This window comes from Actinocorallia populi (assembly GCF_002995495.1).
Classification (GTDB): domain Bacteria; phylum Actinomycetota; class Actinomycetes; order Streptosporangiales; family Streptosporangiaceae; genus Actinocorallia; species Actinocorallia populi.
This window is the reverse complement of sequence record NZ_PVZV01000009.1, coordinates 26,862-49,589: the sequence shown is the minus strand read 5'-3', so window position 1 is coordinate 49,589 and position 22,728 is coordinate 26,862. Positions and strand designations below refer to the sequence as shown.

18 protein-coding genes and 1 pseudogene are annotated in these 22,728 nt (G+C 72.1%); 4 read left to right on the top strand and 15 right to left on the bottom strand.

Features of this window, described 5'->3' with window-relative positions:
* Positions 1 to 606, bottom strand: coding sequence for a TetR/AcrR family transcriptional regulator (locus tag C2865_RS31405; RefSeq protein ID WP_106402261.1), 606 nt, complete (start codon positions 604 to 606; stop codon positions 1 to 3).
* Positions 607 to 892: 286 nt separating this feature from the next.
* Between C2865_RS31405 and C2865_RS31400 the strand changes: the two genes are divergently transcribed.
* Genes C2865_RS31400 through C2865_RS31385 form a run of 4 tightly spaced genes read left to right on the top strand, consistent with a single transcriptional unit; the run spans position 893 to position 5,487 of the window.
* A complete protein-coding gene (locus tag C2865_RS31400; protein WP_106402260.1) occupies positions 893 to 1,432 on the top strand; it encodes a hypothetical protein in 540 nt (179 codons plus the stop codon).
* Between the two features lie 48 nt (positions 1,433 to 1,480).
* Positions 1,481 to 1,969, top strand: coding sequence for a MarR family winged helix-turn-helix transcriptional regulator (locus C2865_RS31395; RefSeq protein ID WP_106402259.1), 489 nt, complete (start codon positions 1,481 to 1,483; stop codon positions 1,967 to 1,969).
* 48 nt (positions 1,970 to 2,017) lie between these two features.
* Positions 2,018 to 3,466: an MFS transporter gene (locus C2865_RS31390; RefSeq protein WP_232835907.1), complete on the top strand. Its 1,449-nt coding sequence runs from the start codon at positions 2,018 to 2,020 to the stop codon at positions 3,464 to 3,466.
* Positions 3,463 to 5,487: a serine/threonine-protein kinase gene (locus tag C2865_RS31385; protein ID WP_106402258.1), complete on the top strand. Its 2,025-nt coding sequence runs from the start codon at positions 3,463 to 3,465 to the stop codon at positions 5,485 to 5,487. The genes C2865_RS31390 and C2865_RS31385 overlap by 4 nt, the downstream gene beginning before the upstream one ends.
* A 9-nt stretch (positions 5,488 to 5,496) precedes the next feature.
* Here C2865_RS31385 and C2865_RS31380 read toward each other — a convergent pair whose 3' ends face one another.
* From C2865_RS31380 to C2865_RS42005, 14 genes and pseudogenes are all read right to left on the bottom strand, one after another.
* Positions 5,497 to 6,342, bottom strand: coding sequence for an SAM-dependent methyltransferase (locus C2865_RS31380; protein ID WP_198653745.1), 846 nt, complete (start codon positions 6,340 to 6,342; stop codon positions 5,497 to 5,499).
* 118 nt (positions 6,343 to 6,460) lie between these two features.
* Entirely contained in the window at positions 6,461 to 6,985 is a 525-nt protein-coding gene (locus tag C2865_RS31375; protein ID WP_106402257.1) for a gluconokinase, read from the bottom strand.
* Between the two features lie 32 nt (positions 6,986 to 7,017).
* A complete protein-coding gene (locus C2865_RS31370) occupies positions 7,018 to 8,250 on the bottom strand; it encodes a hypothetical protein (RefSeq protein WP_157963972.1) in 1,233 nt (410 codons plus the stop codon).
* The gene (locus C2865_RS31365) at positions 8,247 to 8,828 is read right to left on the bottom strand and encodes a hypothetical protein (RefSeq protein WP_198653744.1); all 582 of its coding nucleotides are present in this window, start codon (positions 8,826 to 8,828) and stop codon (positions 8,247 to 8,249) included. Before C2865_RS31365 ends, C2865_RS31370 begins: the two co-directional genes overlap by 4 nt.
* 81 nt (positions 8,829 to 8,909) lie before the next feature.
* Complete coding sequence (locus tag C2865_RS31360; RefSeq protein WP_106402254.1) at positions 8,910 to 9,809, bottom strand: coiled-coil domain-containing protein; 900 nt, start codon at positions 9,807 to 9,809, stop codon at positions 8,910 to 8,912.
* Entirely contained in the window at positions 9,806 to 10,930 is a 1,125-nt protein-coding gene (locus C2865_RS31355) for a hypothetical protein (protein WP_106402253.1), read from the bottom strand. Before C2865_RS31355 ends, C2865_RS31360 begins: the two co-directional genes overlap by 4 nt.
* Positions 10,927 to 13,431, bottom strand: a complete 2,505-nt coding sequence (locus C2865_RS31350) for a hypothetical protein (protein ID WP_106402252.1) — start codon at positions 13,429 to 13,431, stop codon at positions 10,927 to 10,929. Before C2865_RS31350 ends, C2865_RS31355 begins: the two co-directional genes overlap by 4 nt.
* Position 13,432: 1 nt before the next feature.
* Positions 13,433 to 14,467, bottom strand: coding sequence for a hypothetical protein (locus C2865_RS31345; RefSeq protein WP_157963971.1), 1,035 nt, complete (start codon positions 14,465 to 14,467; stop codon positions 13,433 to 13,435).
* 2 nt (positions 14,468 to 14,469) lie between these two features.
* The gene (locus tag C2865_RS31340) at positions 14,470 to 16,215 is read right to left on the bottom strand and encodes a hypothetical protein (protein WP_157963970.1); all 1,746 of its coding nucleotides are present in this window, start codon (positions 16,213 to 16,215) and stop codon (positions 14,470 to 14,472) included.
* The gene (locus C2865_RS31335; RefSeq protein ID WP_106402249.1) at positions 16,202 to 18,682 is read right to left on the bottom strand and encodes an AAA family ATPase; all 2,481 of its coding nucleotides are present in this window, start codon (positions 18,680 to 18,682) and stop codon (positions 16,202 to 16,204) included. Before C2865_RS31335 ends, C2865_RS31340 begins: the two co-directional genes overlap by 14 nt.
* A complete protein-coding gene (locus C2865_RS31330) occupies positions 18,675 to 19,982 on the bottom strand; it encodes a coiled-coil domain-containing protein (protein WP_106402248.1) in 1,308 nt (435 codons plus the stop codon). Before C2865_RS31330 ends, C2865_RS31335 begins: the two co-directional genes overlap by 8 nt.
* Positions 19,979 to 20,596: a 4Fe-4S single cluster domain-containing protein gene (locus C2865_RS40305; protein ID WP_232835928.1), complete on the bottom strand. Its 618-nt coding sequence runs from the start codon at positions 20,594 to 20,596 to the stop codon at positions 19,979 to 19,981. Before C2865_RS40305 ends, C2865_RS31330 begins: the two co-directional genes overlap by 4 nt.
* A gap of 2 nt (positions 20,597 to 20,598) precedes the next feature.
* Positions 20,599 to 22,152 carry a DUF4407 domain-containing protein gene (locus tag C2865_RS31320; RefSeq protein WP_157963969.1) on the bottom strand — a complete coding sequence of 518 codons (1,554 nt, stop codon included), beginning with the start codon at positions 22,150 to 22,152 and terminating at the stop codon, positions 20,599 to 20,601.
* Between the two features lie 228 nt (positions 22,153 to 22,380).
* Positions 22,381 to 22,713 (bottom strand): annotated as a pseudogene (locus C2865_RS42005) (hypothetical protein); the annotation flags it as partial.
* Positions 22,714 to 22,728: the final 15 nt, after the last annotated feature.

The window sequence follows — 22,728 nt, the reverse complement described above, 5'->3', positions numbered from 1 at the left end:
TCAGGCCGCCCGGCTCGGCGGCGGGACCAGCATCCGCTCGATGACGGTGTGCAGGATGGCGCGGAAGTACTTCACCGCCTCCGGGTCGTCGACCCGCATCATGCCCCGGCCCGGGGCCAGGAGCCCCGTGCCCAGGAAGCCGTTGATGCACCACAGCACCACGCCGAGGAACCCGTAGGGCCCGAGGTCGTCCGGCACCACCTCGTCGATCCGGTGGGCCGCCAGCCGCATGAGCGGGCGCAGGTAGCGGTCCTCGACATCGGTGATCTCGGCCGCGTCCGACACCCAGCGGTGCGTCCACAACGCCAGGAGCTGGGGCCGCTCGACGTAGAAGTCGAGATACGCCTCGGCGATCCGGTAGGCCGCCTCCCGCCCGTCCTCGACCGTGTCCACGATCTCCTGCACCTTGACGCGCTTGGCCTCGAAGACGCGCTCCATCACGAGCATGTAGAGCTCGCGCTTGCTCCCGGCCACCTCCCGCACCTCGGCGGCCGGCACGCCCAGGGCGTCGGCGATGAGTTCGAGGGAGGTCATGTCGTAGCCGAGGCCGGCGAACAGCCGCGTGGCGACCTCGACGACCCTCTGTTCACTAAGCCCCTGGTCCATGCCCTCACCATACGGACTAATCGGTCATTAGTCGCACTACATCTTTAATATGCAAGTAAATGATTAACCACGCAAGCCACATGAAACACCAAGAAAAGCTCACAAAGACCACGAAGTAGGGATAAGACACGCCCCGGCTGGGCAGGGTGTGCACTTCGGCCGCACAAATGGCGACCTATCCCGATTTCTTCCGATCATCCCCGCTGGGAGATACTGCTGTACTTCACGCGGGCAGGGGGAGCGCGGGTCACCGGATCCGGCCCGCTCCGCGGGGAGCGGAGGAGAGATGAGCCCGGACCGTCTGGGACTGGTGATCGGCGCGACCTTCGGGCTGGTGTGGGTGGAGGTCAACGCGGGCGCGGCGCCGTCGCCGGTCGACCTGGTGCTCCGGGTGCTCGGGGCCCTCGTCTTCGCCGGGATACTCGCCGCCCTGTGGCGGGCCAGGGGGCCGCGGCCGGCCGGCGGGGCGCAGCGGCCCGGCTTCGGCCGGGGCTTCTGGCTGGTCGTGGCCGTGGAGGCGATCGCCTTCTTCGGCGGCAACCTGCTGCTCAACGGACCCCTCGGCCTGCCGGAGGGCGTCGTGGCCTGGATCGCGGTCGTGGTCGGCGTGCACTTCGTCGCGCTGGCCAGGGTGTGGGGCGAGCGGTCGGTCGGCTGGGTCGGCGGCGGGGTCGCGCTCCTGGGCGCGGTCGGCCTGGGCATGGCCGTGGCCGGGGTCTCCGACGACGGCATCGCGCTGACCGCCGGGGTCGGCACCGGGATCGTCCTGCTCGGCGGCTGCGGGTGGGCCGCCCTGCGCGGCTCGCGCCCGGTCGCCGCCGGGTAGATGACTAGCGGATTATCCCGCACTGGATGAATCACTTAGGGTGGTGGCATGACTGCCTTGGTTCCCTCCCGCACCGCGCCCGACCTGTCCTACCTGCTGGACCACACGAGCCACGTGCTCCGGACGCGGATGGCCGCGGCGCTCGCGGAGATCGGCCTGACGGCCCGGATGCACTGCGTGCTGGTGCACGCGCTGCAGGAGGAGCGGACGCAGATCCAGCTCGCCGAGCTCGGGGACATGGACAAGACGACCATGGTGGTCACGGTCGACGCGCTGGAGAAGGCCGGGCTGGCCGAGCGGCGGCCGTCCAGCACCGACCGGCGGGCGCGGATCATCGCGGTGACCGAGAAGGGCGCCGAGACGGCGCGGCGGAGCCAGGAGATCGTCGACGGCGTGCACGGGGCCGCGCTCGGCTCACTGCCGGAGGAGGAGCGGGAGGTACTGCTGCGCGCCCTGGAACGGCTGGCCACGGGACACCTGGCCGCGCCCGTGGAAGGGGCGGGCACGAGCCGGCGGCCGCGCGAGCGCCAAAAGTAGATCCATCAAGGATCGTCCGTAACAGAACTATCTGTTACAGTCTCTTCCGTGTTCAACGAACCGGAAGAGACCATGACGCGCACCCGTACCGCCCCCTCGCGCTGGTCGGCGCTCGCCGTCCTGTGCGCGGGAACGCTGATGATCATCCTGGACGGCAGCATCGTGACCGTGGCGCTGCCGGCCGTCCAGCGCGAGCTGGGCTTCTCCGCCTCCGGGCTGACCTGGACGGTCAACGCCTACCTGATCGCGTTCGGCGGCCTCCTGCTGCTGGCCGGACGGCTCGGCGACCTGCTCGGACGCCGGCGCGTGTTCGTCGCGGGCCTGGTCGTCTTCACCCTCGCCTCACTGCTGTGCGGGATCGCGGGCAGCCCCGAGGCGCTGATCGCCGCCCGCTTCCTGCAGGGCGCCGGCGGCGCGCTGGTCTCGGCGGTCGGCCTCGGCATGGTGGTGACGCTGTTCACCGAGCCCGTCGAACGCGGCAAGGCGCTGGGCGCCTACGCCTTCACCGGATCGGCGGGCGCCTCGATCGGGCAGGTGCTCGGCGGGGTGATCACCGACACGCTCGGCTGGGGCTGGGTCTTCCTCATCAACCTGCCGATCGGCGCGGCCGCCGTCTTCTTCGCGTTGCGGATCCTCCAGGACGACCGGGGCCCCGGTCTGAGCGGCGGCGCCGACGCGCTGGGCGCCGCCCTGGTGACCGGCGGCGTGATGCTGGGCGTGTACACGATCGTCCAGGCCGACGAGCACGGCTGGGCCACCGGCCGCACGGCGGGGCTCGCCGCCCTGTCGCTCGTCCTGCTCGCCGGTTTCCTCGCCCGCCAGGCCACCGCGGCCAGCCCGCTGCTGCGGCTCGGGATGCTGCGCGCCCGCAACGTCTGGGGCGCCAACCTCGTCCAGATGCTGGCGCTGGCCGCGACGTACGGCTTCCAGGTCGTCCTCGCCCTGTACCTCCAGAACGTCCTGGGTTACGGGGCCTACGAGACCGGGCTGGCGATGCTGCCCGCCGCGCTCGCGATCAGCGTCGTCTCCCTCGGGTTCTCCGCCCGCCTCATCACCCGCTTCGGGCAGCGCCCGATGCTGCTGACCGGGCTCGGCCTGCTGTTCGCGCTGTTCCTCCTGCTCACCCGCCTCCCCTCCGACGGCTCCTACCTGGTGGACGTCCTGCCGGCCCTGCTGCTGGCCGGCGGTTTCGGGCTCGCCATGCCCGCCCTCACCGGCCTGGGCATGTCCGTCGAACGGCCGGAGGACAGCGGGGTGGCCTCGGGGCTGTTCAACACCACCCAGCAGATCGGCTCGGCCCTGGGCGTCGCGGTGCTGACGACCCTGGCGGCCTCCCGCACCGAGAGCCTCACCGGGCGGGGGGAGTCCGAGGCCTTCGCGCTGACCGACGGCTTCCGGCTCGCCTTCGGCATCGGCGCGGGCCTCACCGCGGCCGCGATCGTGTTGACCGTGTGGATCCTCCGCACCCGATCAGATATCGCTAAATTGCCCGCATGAGGGATCTTCCCGAATACAGGGAACTGCGGGAGCTGGGCTCGGGCGCCCAGGGACGGGTCGTGCTGGCGCAGCACGGCCCGTCCGGGCGTATCGTCGCGGTCAAGTTCCTGCACCGCGCAAAAGCCGCGGCCGTGGCACGCTTCCGGGACGAGGCGGTGCTGCTCCAGCGCGTCGAGAGCCCGCATGTGGCCGCTCTGTACGAGTTCCGCGAACTCGCCGACGGAGCCGCGATCGTCATGGAGGCGGTCGACGGAACATCGTTGCGGGCCCTCCTGGACGAACACGGGGCGCTCACTCCCGAAGCGGCGCTGCTCGTGCTCAAGGGCTCGCTGCTCGGCCTGGAGGCCGCCCACCGGCTCGGAATCGTGCATCGCGACTACAAGCCCGCCAACGTCATCGTGACGGGTGAGGGGCAGAGCAAACTGATCGACTTCGGTGTCGCGGTGTTCGCGGGCAGCCGCGGCGGCTCCGGGACACCCTCATACATGGCGCCCGAACAGTGGACGCGAGAAGCCGCCACGCCCGCGACGGACGTGTACGCCGCCACATGCGTGTTCTTCGAGTGCGTCACGGGACGCCTCCCCTTCCGTGACGGGCTGCTCTCCGACCTGCACCGGCTCGCCCCTGTCCCAGTGGAAGAGGTCCCCGAGCCGCTGCGCGGGCTCATCATGCGCGGTATGGCCAAGGACGCATCCGCACGGCCCCCGTCCGCGCAGAGCTTCGTCATCGAACTGGAAGCCGCCGCGACCGCCGCGTACGGGCGGGACTGGGAAGCCCGGGGACGTGCCGTGCTCGGCGGTATAGCGGCCGGAATGCTCGGTGGGGCGATGCTGTCCACAATGGTGGGGGGCACCGCGGCGACCACCGCCGCCACCACCGCCAAGACCGGCTTGAGCGCGACCATCCTCGGCAGTACTTCCCTGACGGTCGCCAGCGCCGTCCTCAGCGTGCTCGTCACGGCCAGCGTGAGCGTCTTCGCGGTGCAGAAGTTCACCGGAGACCAGCCGTCACCGCCCGCGGTGGCCGCCTCCACTCCAACGAAACCGTCCCTCGCCTACATGACGAACAGCGCCGTCATCGTGAGCGGTCCGGACGGACGGCCCAGGAAGGTCGCTTCGCTGTCCGGAAGGGCTCCCGGGGACTCTCTCGTCTGGTCCGCGAGCGGATCCTGGCTCGCCTGGACGACCGCCAAGAGCAAGAACGCAGGAGGGGACAAGGTCCACCTCGCGTCCGCCGACGGCCGCAAGGCGTACTCCTGGGACTGCGCGGACGGCTCCTGCGGCACCGCGGTCTTCCGGGGCGAGCAGCTGGTCACCGCGGAACGTACGTCCCGGCAGCTGGTCCTCTACCCGCATGGGGACGGCCCGCCCCGCAAGGTCCCCATCACCGGCCTGGCCGAGAACCCGTTCCCCGACTTCCCACCCAACGGGCCCTCCCTGGAGGCCGCGACCAGGGACACGTTGATCGTCTACTACGGCGTGGGGACCAGCGCCTACGGCGGGCCGGTCGCGTACTACCGCGTCTCCGAGAACGGGCAGGCCGCCCTGCTCTTCGACGACGACGGCAGGGGCAACGTCGGGCCGCACTCGTTCTCCGTCTCGCCGGACGAGCGGACCCTCGTCTACATCGGCGCCAGGCGCGGCGGCCACTGCGAACACTACGAGAGCGTCCGGCTCAGCGACCTGGCAACCGGGCAGGTCACCGAGCCGGAGATGCCCGCGGGCTACGTCACCGTCAAGTCCACCTGGTATGACGCCTCCGGTGTTCTGAACGGCACCTTCCTGCCGCAGGAGAAGGAGTGCCCGAACGCCGACGCGGGCATCCCGCGCGGCCCCGCCCTGTTCCGGCTGGCGTCGGGAGCCTGGACGCCCGCCGGGCGCGGCACCTCCGCGGCCCGGTTCGCCAAGGACGGCAGCGAGGCCAGGCTCACCGGCCTGTCCGTGCCCGCGACGCTCACCGTCTCCCGCGACGGGAGGACGACCAGGGTGCCGAAGGTCTCGCTCTTCGCCTGGTCTCCCTGACGTCCCGGTTCAGAGGAGGCGGCCGACCCCCGCGTAGAAGTGCGCGTTCTCGGCCTCCTCCTGGGAGACGATGCGGTCGGGATGCCACAGGGGAGGCAGCACCAGCCCCGGCTCGACCAGCTCGAACCCCTCGAAGTACTCGAGGATCTCGGCGTGGGTGCGCGGCACCAGGGGCGCGGTGGCCTTGTTGTAGATCTCGCGCAGGGCGGCGCCGATCTCGGGCGGGGTGAAGTCGAGGGTGCAGTGCGAGACGACGAGGTAGCTGCCCTTCGGGAGGGCCTCCCGCAGCGTCTTCAGGATCTCCCGGGGGTTCTCCTCGTCCTTGATGAAGTGCAGGATCGCGACGAGGTTGACGGCGATCGGCCGGGTGAAGTCGATGAGCGAACGCACCTGCGGGTGCGCCAGGATCGCCTCGGGTTCGCGCAGGTCGGCCTGGATGACGGTGGTCGTGCCCTGGCTCTGCGTCTCCATCAGCGCCCGCGCGTGGATGAGCACCATCGGGTCGTTGTCGATGTAGACGACGCGGATCTGCGGGTCCACTTCCTGGGCGACCTGGTGGGTGTTGCCCGCGGTGGGAATGCCGGTACCGATGTCAATGATCTGCTTGATGCCGCTTTCGGCCAGAAAACGCACAGCGCGACCGAGAAATGCGCGGTTCATCCGAGCCGTCAGTTCCATCCCCGGCGCGGCCGCCATCGCCGCGTCGGCGGCGGCACGGTCCGCGGCGAAATTGTCCTTTCCGCCGAGGTAGTAGTCGTACATCCGCGCCGGATGCGCGACCGTGGTGTCGATGTTCACCGGCGCCCGGTCGCTGCTGATGGACGTGAAGTCCCACTCTGATCCAGAATCGCTCACGGACGCCTCCCCCGGCATCATGGAATATCGCAAAGCTGATCATATGCCGTGATCTCAGCAGCATGCTCGTTTAAAGAGAGCATTCTCCGGAGGGCGGGAGGCGCCTCATGCCGCCGGTTCAGCCCTTGTCGAGTTCCAGCCGTTCGACCGCGTCCTCCACTGTCTCCTCCGGCGGCTGCCCCGCGTCGACCACCGCTCCTTGCTCATCGGAATGCAGCGGCTCCAGCGCCTCGAATTGCGACCCGACAAGCGAAACAGGCATGAAATGGCCGGCACGCGCCGCGACCCGCGCGGCGACCGCCCCCTGGTCGACGTCCAGATGCAGGAACCTCACCCCCGGCCCCGCCCCGCGCAGCACGTCGCGGTAGCGGCGCTTCAGGGCCGAGCAGGCCACCACCCCGCCTTCACCGCTCCGAAGGCGTTCTCCGATCCACTCCGCGACGGCCGCCAGCCACGGATACCGCTCCTCGTCGTTCAGCGGCAGCCCGGCGGCCATCTTCGCGACGTTGCCCGGAGGGTGGAACTCGTCGCCCTCGGCGTACTCGACGTCCAACCGCTCCGCCAGCATCCGCCCGATGGTCGTCTTCCCGCTTCCCGAGACCCCCATCACCACGACCACGGGCCGTTCTCGCTCAGCGTCCATCCACCCATTCTTCAACGCGAACGGCGAGAACGTCAGCCCCTGGGGCGATCTTCATCTCCGAACCGTTCGGCGCTGAGGGACTCCAGCACCCTTTCGGCCAGGTCCTGGCCGACGTAACCGCGCTTCCAGCGGCCGTCCACCTCGTGGTAGCGGTAGCCGCCGGGCACCCTGAGCACCTTGTCACCGCGCTCGTTCGGCCGGACGTCCGCGCATGCCCGGCACACCTTGCCCGTGGGCATCCCGACCACCTTGCGCTTCAGCACACCCGGACCGTGCAGCGGATTCATCCGGCACGGGACGAGCGGGCGGAGCAGGTCCTTCTCCAGGATCTCGCGGCCCTGCCTGGCCAGCACGATGACCCCGACCAGGTCGAGTGCCGCGCCGGTGTCGCGGGGGCCCGGGTCGGGGCCGACGCCTTCGGACAGGAACCGGGCGGCGTCGTAGGACCGCTGGACGTACAGGCGGCCCGGCGCGTCGTCGGGAGGCGGCATCAGCGCGGCGAGCCTTGCCAGCTCCTCGTCCGCCAGCGCGCGCAGGCTCTTGACCCGGGGCTGGGGAGAATCGTGGGGAGAGCGCGTCAGGGACCGGTAGCGTCCCCGGATCGCCACGGCGATCCCGTACAGCGCCAGGACGGCGCTCAGGCCCGCGAACAGGCCTCCCCAGAAAGAGCCCCACGTCTCCGGTTCGTTCACCGGGAGCTCTTTCCGGCCGAACGGGTCGGCGGTGGCGTACAGCCTGGGTGTGGCGGGTTCTCCCGGCGGCGTCCCGGCCAGTTCGTCGAGCGCGCCCTCGATCCGCTGGGGCAGGTCGGCGAAGGGGTCTCCAGGGTCGGCGGAGTCGACCAGCTCCTCGCCGATGAGCATGTATCCGATGTCACGCGGAACCTCGAACGGCACGACCTCCAGGTCCGCCTCGTGGTCGGCCATCAGATAGAGGCCGTCCTTGCCGAGCTCGTCGTGCAGCCAGTGCAGGAACACGTCGTTGCGGCCGTCGGCCTCCGAACTCGACGGGTTGGGGATCAGGAGCACGAACACCGGCATGCCCAGACTCCTGCTCGTCCTCCTGATCGCCGTCCGGATCCGTTTGCGCTCCTTGGCGTCCAGCGTCCCCAGGAGTTCCTCGTCGATGAAGAAGGGGTCCTTCTCCAGCGCCGTGGCCACCCGGTCCAGGCGGGTGAGCGCGTACGGCGGCTCGTCGGCGGACGCGCCGCCTCCCGGGACGAGCAGCACCAGCACCGCCGTCAGCAAGAACGCAGCCGCCCTCATTTCCGCGCTCCCTTCCGCACGAAACGGAAGGCCAGCAGCACGAGCAGCGGCAGCCCGCCCACCGCCGCGCCGATGGTGAAAGCCTTCATCTCCGCCCGGTCACGCGCTTCGGCGCGCACCTGGTACTCCGGCTTCGGCGCCTGCCGCCGCGCCTCGATCCGCGCGTTGACGTCGGGTGCCTTCAGGATCTCCACGAACCGCGCCACGTACTCCGTCACGTCCGCGTCGTACGGCATCTCCATCCGTGCCGTGTGCCAGGCCTGCTCCACCGGCAACGCCCCGCCGTACTGCCGCGCCGTCCCGTCTCCCGACGGGTCGGTCACCAGGTAGACGCCCTTCTTCCTGAGCCGGTCTCGCAGCAGCGGGATCAGCTCTCCGGGCTCCTCCCGTTCCACCCGGTACAGGCCCGCCGTCTCCACCACGACGAAGAACGGCACCCCCAGCGCCCCGAGCGTCTGCTCGATCCGCTCCGCCGCCCCCTCCGGAACCACCCGCAGCTCGTGGTCGCCCACCTGGACGGGCCGCTTCTTCAGCCGTTCCGCCAGCAGGTCCGCCCGGCTCCTCACCGGTTCGGCCACCGCCGGGGCGGGACATAGACATACCAAGATTGACAAAGTTGCCAAAAGTCCCATGAAGTGGCGCACAGTGAGCGAGTTTAATCAGAGCAGTCCCGTCTCCGCCCGCAGCTCGGCATACGACTTGTCGTGCGCGTGCAGGGCGGAGCGGAGCAGCCCGTCGATCTCCTGGAGCCGCTCCTCGACTTCGGCGAGGGCGGTCCGGGCCTGGTCCAGGCCCGTTCTCCCGTCCGGGGCGCCGCGGGCCAGGCCGTCCCTGAGCTCTGCGTCGGCCTCCCGGTAGCGCTGCAGAAAGGGGATCCGCCTCTCGCTCTGCTCACGCAGCGCCTCGAAGTCCGCGGTGAGCGCCGCCAGCTCAGCGGTCAGGGTCTTCGACCTGACCTGTTCCTCCAGCAGCCTGGCCTTGGCGGCGGCGAGTTCGCGATCGGCCCTGTCCGCATGCTCGACCGCCTCCCTGGCCAACGGGGCCAGCAAGGCGAGCCGGGCGTCGGACGACCGGACGAGTTCGTCGGCGGCCGAGGCCAGCGCCGCTTCCGCCGCCTCGGCGGACTCCAGTTCCGCACGCCGGCGCTCCAGCAGAAGCCGCTGCTCCCGCAGTGCGGGCAGCTCCTCGGCCAACGACCGCAACCGCTGGAGCTCGGCCAGCTCCTGCGCGACCCTCTCCCGCTCGGCGGCGGCCGCCTTCAGCTCGGCGAGGACCGGCTGCAGCCGGCGCAGGGTCTGCTGCTCCTCGCCGAGCTCGGCACGCAGCCGGTCGAGCTCGGCGATCCGGCCGGCGAGGCGCTCGCGGGCGGTCGAACCCAGCATGGCCGCCTCGATGAGCGTCCCGGCCAGGCCGAACAGCTCAGGCAGGTCTTCGAGCGCCCGCTGCAGACCGGTGACGAAGACGAGCGCGGCGGTGTCGTCGGTGAGGTCGACCGACCGCGCCTCCTCGATCACGGCGGCCAGCGCGGCGCGCAGCTCCGTACGGGACGAATCGCTCATGTCCTGGCCTCCAAGGGGATGAAGACGGGAGTGGCTCCGTCACCGGCGCGCAAGGCCAGCACCGCCCCGAGCCGGCGGGAGACGCGCAGCCCCACCTCGTAGGAGCCCGCGGGCAGCGCGGAGAGGTCGAGCCTGCGCACCCCGTCCGCCGCTTCCAGGACGAGCTCGGCGCGGTCTCCCAGCGGAACGTCACCGGGGCCCGCCCCCAGACGCAGCGGCCGCTCCCCCAGGGAGGCGAACTCCCCCGGCCCGACGGGGATCGGGATGTTCGCCTCCTCCAGCAGGCCGTTCCTGACCCGGTGCAGAGGCAGCTTCAGCGGCAGCGGGAGGGGCTCCTGCCGGGTGAACCGGCCCGAGGCCAGCTGGACGGCCCCGTGCGCCGCCGCGTGCGGCCCCGGCGAGAACGCTCCGGGCTTCTCACCGGAGACGTCGAAGACGAATTCGCGCAGCAGCGGGAAACCGACGAACTCCCCCGCCAGCACCGGTTCGGCGGCCGGCACGCGCAGCTCCGCCAGCGCGGAACGCAGCCGCTGCGCGTAAGGGGTGAGGCAGTCCAGCAGCAGGCCCGCGGGGACCGCCTGCCCCTCCACCCACACCGCGGGCGTGTCCCCGTAGGCGGCGTCCTCCCGGGCGAGCCGCAGGGTGACCGCGAGCCGCTCCCCGCCGTCGGCCAGGGCCCGGTGGACGGCAGGACCGCTCCGGCCGGGCAGCGCGCGCACCACGGCGCCGACGAAGGACGCCCAGCCCAGTTCGGGTTCACGTATCCGGTGGTCCACCCGGATCCGGTTCTCCGCGACCTCGGCGAAGCCCGCGTGCAGTCCTCCCGCCGCCAGATCGCACACCGGGAACGCCCCCGAGATCCCCCCGGCCCCCGCGGCCGCGGCGACCGCGGTCAACCGGTCGGCGTAGACGGGCCGCCCGAAGGGCGCGACCACCCGGTGCGCCGCCTCCTGCCAGCCGAGCTCGTCCCCCGAGTCCGGAAGGAGGACGACGAAACGGCAACCGGGCACGGCCAGCCCGTCCAGCCGGAGGCCGGGCGGCAGCCGGTGCACCTCCGGCACGCCCGAACGCACGAGCGTGGCCGTGAACTCGTCGAGATCCAGCACCAGGGTCCCGGTCATCGGCCGAAGAACTTCCTGGACCGGCTCGCCTCGATGACGCCCTTCAGCCAGGCGGAGAGCTCGATCAGCCGCTGCCGGGACTGGTCGCCCACGTGGAAGGACTTCTTGTCCTCGGTGTCCGCCGCGATGGTCTCCAGCAGGAAGGAGTAGTGCTCCAGCTCCGTGCAGATGCTCTGGACGGCCGTGTACCGCAGATCACTCAGATGCGCGTCGCTCATATGCGGCCGGCTCCTGCTCCGCTGGATCGCGGCGGTCAGGATCCGGCACTTCTCCCTGGCTCCGGCCTCGGACACCCCGCTCGCGCGGAGAGAACTCCGGGCCCCGGTCAGAAGACCGACCAGACGGTCCCCGGTGAGCCGCCAGTGCGACTGGTCCAGGCACTCCACCAGCCTGCTCGGCAGGACGCCGCGCCCGAGCATCTCCGCGCAGAGCCGTCCCACGTTCTCCGCTGCGGCGTCCCGCGGCAGCGCCTTCAGGACGATCACGGGCTCCTGGCCCTCCAGCGGCGCGTGCCTCTGGAGCGCCTGCTCCCGCCAGGAGCGGTACCCCTCGTCGTCCGACAGCTCCGGTGCCGCGGCCCGGGCCGCGAGCACCGCCGCCGTCAGCACCGGGGATTCCCGGTAGGCCGTGGCCAGCGCGAGCACCACGGCCACCTGCCGGGGGTCCTTGCACCAGTTCCATTCCCGCAGGTGGGCGGCCAGCCCGGCGAGGATCCTGTCGAGCCCGGCCTCCACCCCGGGAATCGCGCACCCCGCGACGAACCCCTCCCGGTATCCGCGCCAGTCCTCCAGCGCGGCCTTCTCCAGATGGCGAGGCGACCGGTCCCGCCAGAGGAGGAGCACGTCCAGCATTCCCCGGTCGTGCCCTCCGACCGGGTCGAGCTCGAAGATCCAGTCGGTCCAGAAGGCGTGGCCGAGCCTGGCGTCGGTGATCACCAGGGACGCGAACTCGGGAAGCACCCGGTCCAGCCGCCCCCTGACCTCCGCCGCGACCAGCAGCGCATGGAGCGACGCGGAGCCGTGGGCCAGGAACCCCGACAGGGTCTCGGCGTCCAGGGGCCGCTCCGCGTCCCCGTGGAGAACACGGAAGAAGGGATGGAGGAAGTCCGCCGGAACGAAACGGGACAGCTGCCGGAACCAGCCGACGAGATCCGCTCCCCTGTCGACCGCCAGGTGGCAGAGCAGCTGGTGCAGCACCGCTTTGTTGTCGGCCACGGCCTGGAACGTCGCAATGTGGTCCCTTTGGGAGCGGGCCATCACCAGCCGCGCCACCATGACCTCCCCGCCGGGATCCTCTCCCGGCTCCAGAAGCCGGACCAACCCGGCCAGGAAGGGATCCGCGAGCCCCAGCCGCTCGGCGGCCCCCAGATAGCGGCTTCCTTCTTCCGACGGGTCCCGCCGCCGCAGATCCGTCCGTGCGGCCCGGACGAGCGACTTCAGGTCGCCTCCGGCCTCCGCCCAGAGCCGTTCGACGAGCGGGATGTCCTCGACGTCTCCCAGCCCGACCAGCTGGTCGAACAGGGCGGCCCGCTCCTCGGCGCGCAGTTCCCGGAAGCGTCCCGAGGTGAACACCCAGCGGAGGTCCTCGGCCGAGGCCCTGCCGCCCATGGCCGCTTTCAGAACGGTGCGGGGCCTGTCCAGGTCCGCGAAGATGTGGACGGCCTCGGACGGCTCGGCTCCGGCGAGCGGCTCCCCGCAGCCCGCCAGGTGGGCCACGATGACGGACAGAGGGATGCCCCGCACCCCCTTCAGCTCGTGGAGCTGCCCCCAGTAGTCGCCCGCGATCACCGACTCGGACGGCAACCGGGGCGTCTGCCAGTCCAGTTCCACCGAGCCGGACCGGCGCTGCCGGGCGAAGACCAGGCCGAGATGCCGGCTTCCGTCGTTGTGCCAGGTGCTCGCGGTGAAGCGGGTGCGCCAGCCGCAGGGCAGCAGGGCGGCGACCGCCTCGAAGAAGTCCACCCTGTCCCGCGGGGTCAGCTCCTCCGCGCGGGTGACGGTCACCGGGCCTTCGAGGAGGAGGGCCGCCGCCGCGGCGGCCCGTTCGAAGCCGAACCGCTCCACCAGCGCGGCCTGCGCGCCCTCCGCCGTCTCGGGCAGCTCGACGTCCAGCGTCCTGCCGTCGGGCGGGAGGTCCACCGCGTGCAGGGCCGTGTAGAGGTCCCGGTAGGAGATCCGGTTCTCCGCGACCAGCGTGTACGGGACGGCGAAGCACCTGCTGAGCGAGATGGGGCGGCCCGCCGCGTCGGTGTCGTTCGACCAGTCCTGGACCGTCAGGCCGAGGTAGTGCTCGTGGTCGTCGCGGAACACGCTGAGCACCACCCAGGGCAGCGACCCCGGGCTCTCCCGGCCCACCGGCGGGTTGCCCGGGGAGAACCGCGAGAAGATGCCCGCGTAGTCGCCCTTGCCGAACGCCGGGCCGCCCGCGGCGAGAACGGCGTACTCGTCGTGGCTGCCCGCGGGCTTGCCCCGCAGTCCCCAGCCGATCCGTGCGCGGACCATCTCAGCTCCTCGGCAGCAGGGTCTCGGCCAGCCATGCCAGCGGCTCCACCACGTTGACGGGGTAGACGTCGCCCAGGATCCGGGAGGTCCGCCCCTCGTCGCCCTCCTCCTCGACGACGTTCCAGTACTGGGAGTGCCGGAACCTGCCGAGGTCGGGGTCGAGGTAGAAGCCGACCGCCGAGGTCATGAAGTAGCGGGTCCGGTCGGGGTGGAAGTGCCGCCGGATGCTGTTCCTGAGCAGGACCGCGCTGCTCTCGCGGTCGGCCTCGCCCAGGAACTCGAACAGCTCCTCGGCCAGGTCGTCGGGCACCGCGGGGAAGTGCTGGGGGTTGAGCGTCTGGTCGATGAAGCCGTTCTTGAACGCCGGTCCGTAGACGTGCGGGTGGTCGAACTTCGTGATGCACACCGCGAGGTGCTGGGGCAGGAAGCGGTCCCCGCTCCGCGCCGCCGACCGCCGCGCGATCTGCAGCACCGTGTGGTGGAAGTAGTCATAGGAGTCCTTCCTGGTGCGCTCCCGGGTGGGGTCGAAGAGGTAGATGAGGCCGTGGCAGGCGCCGAGGTGGCGGTACAGCCGCTCCTCCTGGCTCTCCTCCTCGTCGTCATCGTCGTCGAACCGCACCCTGGACGGCTCGGCCGGCTGCGACCTGCCGATGAAGTAGCCGCCCGGCGCGTCGATCAGCTCGAGGTCGAGCTCGGAGACGACCTCCCGTGTGGACCTGCGCAGCAGCCTGCCCTCCCGGATCGTCCGGCTGCCCCGGAACACCCACGACAGCTCCCGCGAGAGGTCGGTCGTGGCCGGGGGGAACGTCTTCTGCCGGAGCAGGTCGGTGTGGGAGGACAGGAACGTGTTGGACCATTCGTCCCGCCCGTAGAGCAGCCACGGGAAGTCGCCGCGGTCGAGGGCCAGGCCCAGCGCCGCCAGGAAGGTGGTCTTGCCGCTGGCGGGCGGCCCCCACAACCCGATCCGGCCCCGGGACGCGGCGGGATCGGGCGGCGGCGGGGGCGTGGGGGTCGCGGGAGCCGGGGGCGTGGACATGGTCACCTCGCAGGGACGTCGGCGAGCGGAAACGGGCAGCGGACCGGATCCGCCGGGATCAGGTTCATGTCGACGGCCAGCCGGCGCGGCGTGGCCTTCGGGAGCTCGACGAGCAGGTCCCTGCCGAGCTCCCGCCAGAGGGGTTCCGCGCGGGCGGCCTCGTCCAGGCGGTCGAGCACGGCGAAGCGCCGGGTCACCTTCGCCGCGAAGTCGAGGCGCGCGGCGGAGTCCTGCCAGTCGAGGCCGTTCAGGCAGGCGTGGGCGGGCCTGTCCACGTCCTGGAGAAGGGGGGTGGACGGCGGGTGGGCGGTGCGCCCGGCCAGGACGAGCAGGACCCGCGAGTAGGCGAACGGGTCCCGCGCGCCGCGGTCCACGACCTCGTGCAGGGCGTCCTCCAGCGGCGCCGCGTTCGGGTAGAAGCCGGTGGCACGGTCGGGCAGCGCGTCGAGCACCTCCCGGGCCTCCGGCAGCGGCCTGAGCCAGTCGCCGTGCAGCACGGCCGGGTGCTTCCTGCCCGCCGCGAAGTGCTCCCCGTACCCGAGGACCGCCGCGGAGACCCGGCCGGGCGCCTCCCGCGCCAGCAGCTCGAACAGCCCGGACAGCAGTTCCCTGCGCCGGGCGACCGGTTCCGGACGGCCGTTGAGTTCGAGCAGGCAGACCAGCTCGATCTGTTCCGCCCGCAGGTCGAGCCGGGCGGGCGCCAGCCGTTCCAGCTCCGCGAGGCTGCGGGGGTCGGCCGCCATGCCGCCCGGCCGCACCAGGCGGACCCGGCCGGGCGCCTCCAGCAGGACCTCGAGTTCGTGTGCCCCGCCCGGGTCCAGCGGCCCCGACCAGGCGGAGACCAGCCGCCGCGCGGGTTCCTCGGTGACCACCGCGAGCACCGTGTCCTGCGCCACGCCGCCCTCGACGCACCGCACGCCCGCCCGCGCGGACGTCCCGGGCCGGGTCCCCGCGGCGAACAGCGGCCTGGTGGCCATGCGCACCGTCCGGTCGGGGTTCACCGCGGCGACCAGCAGCCCGTACGGCACGCGCAGCGGCAGCTCCGCCCGTATCCCGTCCAGCGCGTCCTGGACCCGCCCGGTCTCCCGGGCCGTCATCGAACCCAGCGACCGCACGGCCTGCTCCGGGAGGGTCCAGCCCGGGGCGCGGCAGACGGCGATGCGCACCATGCCCTCGGCCAGACCCTCGGCCCAGCGGGTGAGCCGCTGGCGCAGCACCGCCTCCAGGGTGGCCCGGTCGAGCCCGGCCAGCCCGCCCGCGAGCTGGAACCTCCGCTCGGCGGGGTCCTGCGCGAGCATCGGCACGAGCTCCCGCCAGGTGACGCCGTGCCGGGCCGAACGGTCGGCCTGCTCCAGCTCCCCCGCCCGGACCAGGGTCACCGCGACGCCTTCGGCGTCCGTCTCGAACACGGCCAGCGAGTCGGCGGCGCCCAGCGCGGGCAGCACCCTGGCCAGCAGCGGGCGCAGCGGCCGGACGGGCGGGCCCTGCCTGGTCCGCGCCCGCGTCCAGGCGGCCTCGTCGGGGACGCCGCGCAGCCAGGCCGCGTACGGCTTCCAGTCCTCGTCCAGCCGGGCGGCCACCCGCAGGTCGTGGTCGAGCACCGCCTCCTGGAGCGCGGCGGCGAACCCGCTCCGGTCGGCGCGGCCCTGCCGCCAGTCCGTCCGCAGCTCCCAGCCGCACTCGGCGCAGCGGTCGAGCCGCCCGGCGGGCAGCGAGCAGACCGGGCAGGAGGCCTCACCTACGGGCATCGGGCACGTCCTCCGGCCGGAAGGTGTCGAGGTCGGCTGCGGGGTCGGCCTGGGTGCGCTCGGCGATCCCGGCCTCCATCAGCCCGAGCAGCTCCCGCACACCGCGGCCGTTCCCGAAGTCGGGTGCCCTCCTCGCCCGCTCCAGCCACCGGGCGGCCCGCTCGGGCACGCCCTCCCCCAGCGCGTACCCCTCGGCCTCGGCCATCGTCCGCAGGATCTCCCCCAGTTCGGGCACCGTGTAGGGCGGGAAGTCGATCACGCCCGGGAAGCGGGACGCAAGCCCGGGATTGGCGGCCAGGAAGCGGGACATCTCCTCGGGGTACCCGGCGGCGACGACCACGAGCCGGCCGCGCCGGTTCTCCATCTCCTGCACCAGGGTGTCGATGGCCTCCCGGCCGAAGTCGTTCTCCGCGGCGCCCCGGGAGAGGCTGTACGCCTCGTCGACGAACAGGATCCCGTCCATCGCCTCCTCGATCCGCTCCCTGGTCCTGAGCGCGGTGTGGCCGACGTACGCGCCGACCAGGTCCGCCCTGCCCGCCTCGACGACGTGACCCCGGCCGAGCAGCCCCAGCTCCCGCAGGATCCGGCCGAGCTCCCTGGCGACCGTCGTCTTGCCGGTGCCGGGCGGCCCGAGGAACAGCAGGTGGGGGGCGACCACCTCGCCCCTGCCCCGGCGGCGGTTGTGCTGGAGCCGCACCAGCAGCGACCGCACCCCCTCCTTCACCGGGCCCAGGCCGATCATGCCGTCGAGCGGCCCGAGCAGCTCCGCCAGCGCCGCGGGAGGCTCCCCCCGCGGCGCGTCAGCGGGGAGGTCCTCCGGCTCCAGCGGCGCCGTCCGCAGGTGCTTGACCCTGCGCGCCCAGCGCGCACCGGTCTCCTCGACGAGTTCGCGCATCGCCCGCGCGTTCCCGAAACCGGGGTCCCGGTGGCGGTGCATGCGGTGCACGGCCTTCTCCAGGGCGGCGTCGAAGCCCGCTCCCCGGGTCAGGCCGAGCTCGTCCAGCCCGTTGCGGGCGATGTCCGTCAGGACGTCCGGAGGGTAGTCGGGGAAGTCCAGGATGTTGGCCTTCGGGAAGCGGCTGCTCAGGCCGGGGTTGGCCCGCAGGAACTCCCGGATCCGCGCCGGGTACCCGGCCGCGATGACGACGAGCCGCGACCGGTCGTTCTCCATGCGGGCAAGGAGGGTGTCGATCGCCTCGCCGCCGAAGCCGTCGCTCTGGTCGCTCAGCATGTAGGCCTCGTCGATGAACAGCACCCCGTCGATCGCCTCGTCGACCGCCCGGTGGGTCTTGAGGGCCGTCTCGCCCACGTGCGGCGAGACCAGGTCCGCGGCGCCGACCTCCTTGACGTGCCCGCGGCGCAGCAGGCCCAGCTCCAGGAAGACCTCCCCGGCCAGGCGGGCGACGGTGGTCTTGCCCGTGCCGGGGTTGCCGGTGAAGACCATGTGGCGGGTGACCGCCTCCCGGCCCGAAGGAGGCCGCCAGCGCAGGCCCTCCAGGTGCTCGCGGACCCCGTCCAGGCCCCTGAGCCGTGCCAGCCGCTGCCAGACGTCCCCTTCGGGCAGCTCCGGGCCGCTCACCCAGCCCTGCTCGCGCAGCGCCTCGTGGGTCAGCGGCCGCCGCCGCGCGCGGAGCCGGTCCAGCCGGTTCTCCCAGGTGACCAGCGGCAGCCCGTCCCGCCCCATGAGCCGCACCAGGTGGGCGAGCCGGCTCCAGTCGCCGATCTCCAGCCCGCGGCCCACCCGCGTCCGGTGCACGAGCCCGGCCAGCTCGCCCTCCTCCGGCGGCCCGAGGAGGCCAGGACTCCCCGGGCGCCTGCGCTCCGCGGCGACCGCGGAGTCCAGCAGGCCCGGCAGGTTCCGGCTCGTCCTGGCGTACTCCTCGACCTCCGCGAGGTGGTCCTTGTTGAAGACCAGCACGCACACGTTCCCGTGGCCGGACCGGTCGCCGAGCCAGGAGTCGAGCGCGACGGCGAGGTCGCGCTGCGTCGCCGCCTGGAGCCAGCGCTCGATCAGCTCGACCTTCTCCAGGACGATCGCCGTCCGCGTCTCCCGCTGCCCCATCAGGGAGACGATCATCTGCAGCGCGGCGTCGTCGGTCATGGCCGGACCCGGCGGGGCGGCCGGCTCGTGCCGGGGCCGCGCGCGCGGGGAGATCCGGTGCTCCCCCATCGGCCCCTTCACCCTGGGCCTGCGCCGCGGCGGCTCCGCAAGCTCCGGCTCCGGCGCGGGCCGCAGGCGGGAAGCCGGGTCCCGCACGGTGAGCATGCCCTTCAGCGAGAAGAAGACCACCCGCTGGAAACCCGCGGCGGCCAGGGCGTCGTGGACGGCCTGGCCGAGGTCGGCGCGGCGGTACGCCTCGTCGACGAACACGTCCCGCGTGCCCTGCCCGTAGAGGATCAGCGGCGACTCCCCCTCCGCGGCCGCCCGGCTGAACGGCCTCAAGCGGGTCGCGATCGGCTCAGTCAAGGCGCCGCCGACGGCCGCGGATCAGCTGGAAGTCTCCTTCCCCGGGGGACGGCTCGACGCCCAGGTCGGTGGGGGACCCGACGGGGACGCCCTGCCGCCGCAGCGCGGCGAGGAGGTTCTCGGCCCGCTGCACGCGCCGCGTCTCCGAACGCCCGTCGCCGTACGACAACAACCGGATCGCCAGACCCGTGTCGCCTTCGGGGGCGACCTCCACCACCACCTCGCTGCCGTCCCCCAGGTGGCGCACCTTGCTGTAGTGGGCCTCCCGGTAGTCCTCTCCCTCGTAGGTCTCCTCGACGAGCTCGTACCCCTGGTCCTCCAGGGCGTCGATGATGTGGTCGGCGGTCTCGGCCCGCAGCTGCGAGGCGTACAGCCGCGCGGCCGCCCGCTCCACCAGGGCGTCCAGTTCCGCCTCGTAGCGGGGGGCGTGCTCCCGGACGGCCAGGCGGAGGTCCTCGACGGTCAGCGGGCCGTCGAGGACCTCCGCCTCCCGGATCAGTGCGGCGATCTCTTCGCGCAGCGCCGTCAGCCCTCCGTCGGTCCAGAAGTCGACGACGAGCCTGACGTCGGCCGGTGGCTCGCCGTCCTCGCCGGGCACGGGCAGGTCGGCGCGCGCGGCCGCGCGTTCGGCGGCCAGCCGCAGCGCGCCGAGCGCCTCGGCCTGGGCCAGGCACCACTCCCGTTCGGCGAGCTGCACCTCGGCGCGCAGGTCGCTCAGGTCGAAGTAGGCCTCCTGTATCCGGCCCAGCGAGTAGGCGGCCTCCTGCCCTTCGAGCGTGTCGCTGATGTGGACGAGGCGCTGCCGGATCCTGTCGAGCCGTCCGGGGGCGAACTTCTCGTGCGGCATGGACCCGACGGTCTCGCTCATCTTCACGGCGTCCGAGAAGGTGGCGAGCGCCCGTTCGGAGGCGCGGTCACGGCCGCTCTCCAGCTCGGCGACCTTGTCGTCGAGCAGCTTTCGCGCGGCGCGCTCCTCGTCGAGCTCCCTGCGCAGCCGCTGGGCCTCCTCGCCCGTCTCGACGCGCAGCCTCTTCAGCCGGGATGCCTGCTCGCGCAGCCGCCGGTTGGTCTGCTCCTCCAGGTCGCGGGTGTACCGGCTGAGCCCGCCCAGGTCGTTCTCGACCTGCTGCTGCCTGCGGTCGACCGCCCCCAGGGCGCGGTCGAGGTCGGCCTGGTGCTGCCTGCGCACCTCCTCCAGCATCCGAGGCAGGTCCCGTTGCACGTCGGCCAGCCGCCGCGCGGCCTTCTGGGCCCTGTTCCAGGCCCCCTGGTCGACGCTGATGCGCTTCGCCCCGCTCACTGCGCGTCCTCTCCCTCCGCGTCCCGTACGGTCCGCGGTGTCTCCATGGCCTGCCAGGCTGCGGCCACCCGCAGAGGCGGGACGCCGACGAGCAGCGTCTCGGTGCCGCGCAACCGGAACTCCGCCCGGCGCCGCCCCTCGTCGAAGTCGAAACCGCGCAGGCTGTCGGTCAGGTGGTGGACGCGCTGGTTGTCGCTGCCGCGCAGGCCCCGGTCGTCATTGCGGGCGTCGACGTAGCGGCCGTCGATGAGCACGTCGGTCTCGGCCAGCAGTTCGGCCGCGCCGGCCCGGCCGTCGAGTTCCTCCCTGCGAAAGCCCGTGAAGCAGATCAGGGTGAGGTCGCGCTCCCGCCGCGCCAGCCGCGCGGTCTCCGCGAGCCCCTCCGCCTGCGCCATCGGTTCCCCGCCGGAGAAGGTCAGGCCGGTGACGGCCTCGTCCCGCAGCAGCTCCGCGGCGAGCTCCCGCGGTGTGATCCGGCGGGCGGGCCTCTGCGGGATCCACTCGGGCGCCAGGCACCCCCGGCAGTGAAAGGGGCAGCCCTGCACCCAGGCCACCGCGCGCAGTCCCGGCCCGAGCGCGCGCGTCGCGGCGCAGGTCTCCGCGACGTTCAGCACCGTCAAGTCCGCCTCCAGAAGGGGCGGAGCTGCCACCACCTGGAACGGCGCCGCCGCCTTCGTGTCGGTTCGGCGAGGAAGTAGGGGTCGTGGGCGAAGCCCTCCTCCGGCCGCTCCTCCCGGGAGGCGCGTTCCGCCTGGAGCGGCGGGCGGGACGGCGGGAGCGCCTCGGGGGACGGGCCGGGCGGCGGGAGCGGGCTGCCCGGCTGCGCGAACCGGCCGGGATCCTCCTCGATCTCGCGCAGCCGGTGCTCCCGCCACAGGCGCAGGGCCCGCTGGGCGATCTCGTACTCCGCCTGCGCGGTCGCCTGCGCCATCGCGCGGGTCGTCCGCTCCCGCTCGTCGCGCAGATGGTTGGCGTAGGAGAGCTCGTCGGAGTTCTGGATGAAGGTGGTGGCCCGCCGGGTGCGCAGGGTCTGCTTGCCGGTCTGCACGGACTGCTCCTCGTAGACCTTCAGCAGCCGGTCGTAGGCGCTGGGGCGGCCCACCAGCGACAGGACCTTGACGAAGATCGGCAGGCATTCCAGCGTGGTGATCAGCAGGAAGAGCATGATCCGCGCCCACAGCAGGGTGCTGTTGCCGCCGGACGCCTGGCCGAGCGCCTCGAGGCGGACCAGCAGGCCGGTGTTGGCCGCGTTGTTCTCCTCGAACATGCTCTGCTGGTCGGACTGCTGGGTCTTCAGCCTCCCTAGCTCGCCCTGCACGCCGGTGAGCTTCTCCTTGGCCTCGTTCAGCACCTGCCCGCTGTTCTGCCGGGACGTCTCCTGCAGCGCCTCGATCTTGGTGTCGATCTGCTGTTTGATGTCCCGGATCTCCTGCGCGGCCCGCTGCGCCTTCTTGCGGTAGTTGTCGTACCGGGGTCCCGGGCCCGACTTGCGGCTCCCGCCCTCGCACCTGTCACCGGTCAGCTCGCAGGTGGCCTTGTCCTCGTACTCGGACCGTTCCTTCTCGAACGGTTCCAGGCGCTCGCGCAGCGCCTTGACCTCCGGGTCGTCCTCGACGTTGAGCACCGTGCCGCCGCTGCGGATGGTCGCCAGCAGCCGTGTCTCCAGGCCCTCCAGCTCCTCGATGCGCGCGCCGATGGACCCCTGCGACTGCTCCCGCTGGAACGCCTCGCTCTCCTCCTGGCGGATCTTGCTGATCTCCGTCCGGATCTCCGCGTCGAAGACCTGCAGGACGAGCGGGGTGGAGATGACGAGGCCGAGCAGCAGCGCCAGCACGAGCCGGGGGACGGCGACCTTGACCAGGTCCCAGCGGCTGGAGCTGCGCTGCAGCGAGGTGACGAGCCACCGGTCCAGGTTGAGGATCGCCCAGAACCAGACGAGGGAGACCACGAGCGCGCCGAGGAAGGAGGCCTTGACCGCCATCTGCATGGCGAAGAACATCGCGAGGGAGGCGAGCAGCGCCGTGGTGAGGACCGCGCCCCCCATGCCCTGGTATTTCGGGCGCTCAGAGGGGGCGAGCCGCAGTATCTCGGTGTTGGCCCCGGAGAGCCATATCAGGAATGACCCGAATCCCCGGCGTTCTCTTTCGGTCTCGGACGACTGCCCGGTCATTCCCCTCCTCTTTTCCGGCCGTCCCCTTCGTCCGGGGAGGAAGAGCCCTGGAAGGTCCCTCTCAGGAGGGGAGGAGGGGTGAAGCGCGCCACGCCCTCCCGCCTGCGCACAAGCCGGGAGCGCCGCGTCCACGACGCGGTCCGGAGCCGCCATGCCCCCGCCCCGAGCGCCAGGATACGCGCGACCAGGACGTCCAGTTGGGGAAGTCCGAAAGGACCGCCCGAAAGATTAGCATTCGCCCTGTTCGGGGAATGTTCCCCGTCCACTCCGGGCTCGTCCGCCAACGGCCTCCCACTCCACACCATCACTCCGGCGAATGTGCACTCTAACCGTTGGCATCACCCTAACCCAATCTTTCTCTACAGATTTAACGAGTATTGCGTCAGCCGCCACATAACGCCGAACAACACCGGCCGCCGTGGCGGATGTCGACGGCCCGGACCACGACGGGATCGCAACCTGCGGGGACGGCCGCCTCCCGGCGGCGCGCGGGGCTCCGCCGCCACCCGCGAAATGGCCCATAACGGCCAGCCGGCAGGCGTCGACGGGACCCCTGACGGGACCGCGGCGGTCAAG

What these genes read in the sequence shown, in the direction of transcription:
- C2865_RS31355 (WP_106402253.1), bottom strand. Translation starts at nt 10,930, where the DNA reads ATGACCGGGACCCTGGTGCTGGATCTCGACGAGTTCACGGCCACGCTC.
- C2865_RS31400 (WP_106402260.1), top strand. Translation starts at nt 893, where the DNA reads ATGAGCCCGGACCGTCTGGGACTGGTGATCGGCGCGACCTTCGGGCTG.
- C2865_RS31370 (WP_157963972.1), bottom strand. Translation starts at nt 8,250, where the DNA reads ATGAGGGCGGCTGCGTTCTTGCTGACGGCGGTGCTGGTGCTGCTCGTC.
- C2865_RS31345 (WP_157963971.1), bottom strand. Translation starts at nt 14,467, where the DNA reads ATGTCCACGCCCCCGGCTCCCGCGACCCCCACGCCCCCGCCGCCGCCC.
- C2865_RS31375 (WP_106402257.1), bottom strand. Translation starts at nt 6,985, where the DNA reads ATGGACGCTGAGCGAGAACGGCCCGTGGTCGTGGTGATGGGGGTCTCG.
- C2865_RS31340 (WP_157963970.1), bottom strand. Translation starts at nt 16,215, where the DNA reads ATGCCCGTAGGTGAGGCCTCCTGCCCGGTCTGCTCGCTGCCCGCCGGG.
- C2865_RS31405 (WP_106402261.1), bottom strand. Translation starts at nt 606, where the DNA reads ATGGACCAGGGGCTTAGTGAACAGAGGGTCGTCGAGGTCGCCACGCGG.
- C2865_RS31350 (WP_106402252.1), bottom strand. Translation starts at nt 13,431, where the DNA reads ATGGTCCGCGCACGGATCGGCTGGGGACTGCGGGGCAAGCCCGCGGGC.
- C2865_RS31320 (WP_157963969.1), bottom strand. Translation starts at nt 22,152, where the DNA reads ATGACCGGGCAGTCGTCCGAGACCGAAAGAGAACGCCGGGGATTCGGG.
- C2865_RS31360 (WP_106402254.1), bottom strand. Translation starts at nt 9,809, where the DNA reads ATGAGCGATTCGTCCCGTACGGAGCTGCGCGCCGCGCTGGCCGCCGTG.
- C2865_RS31395 (WP_106402259.1), top strand. Translation starts at nt 1,481, where the DNA reads ATGACTGCCTTGGTTCCCTCCCGCACCGCGCCCGACCTGTCCTACCTG.
- C2865_RS31385 (WP_106402258.1), top strand. Translation starts at nt 3,463, where the DNA reads ATGAGGGATCTTCCCGAATACAGGGAACTGCGGGAGCTGGGCTCGGGC.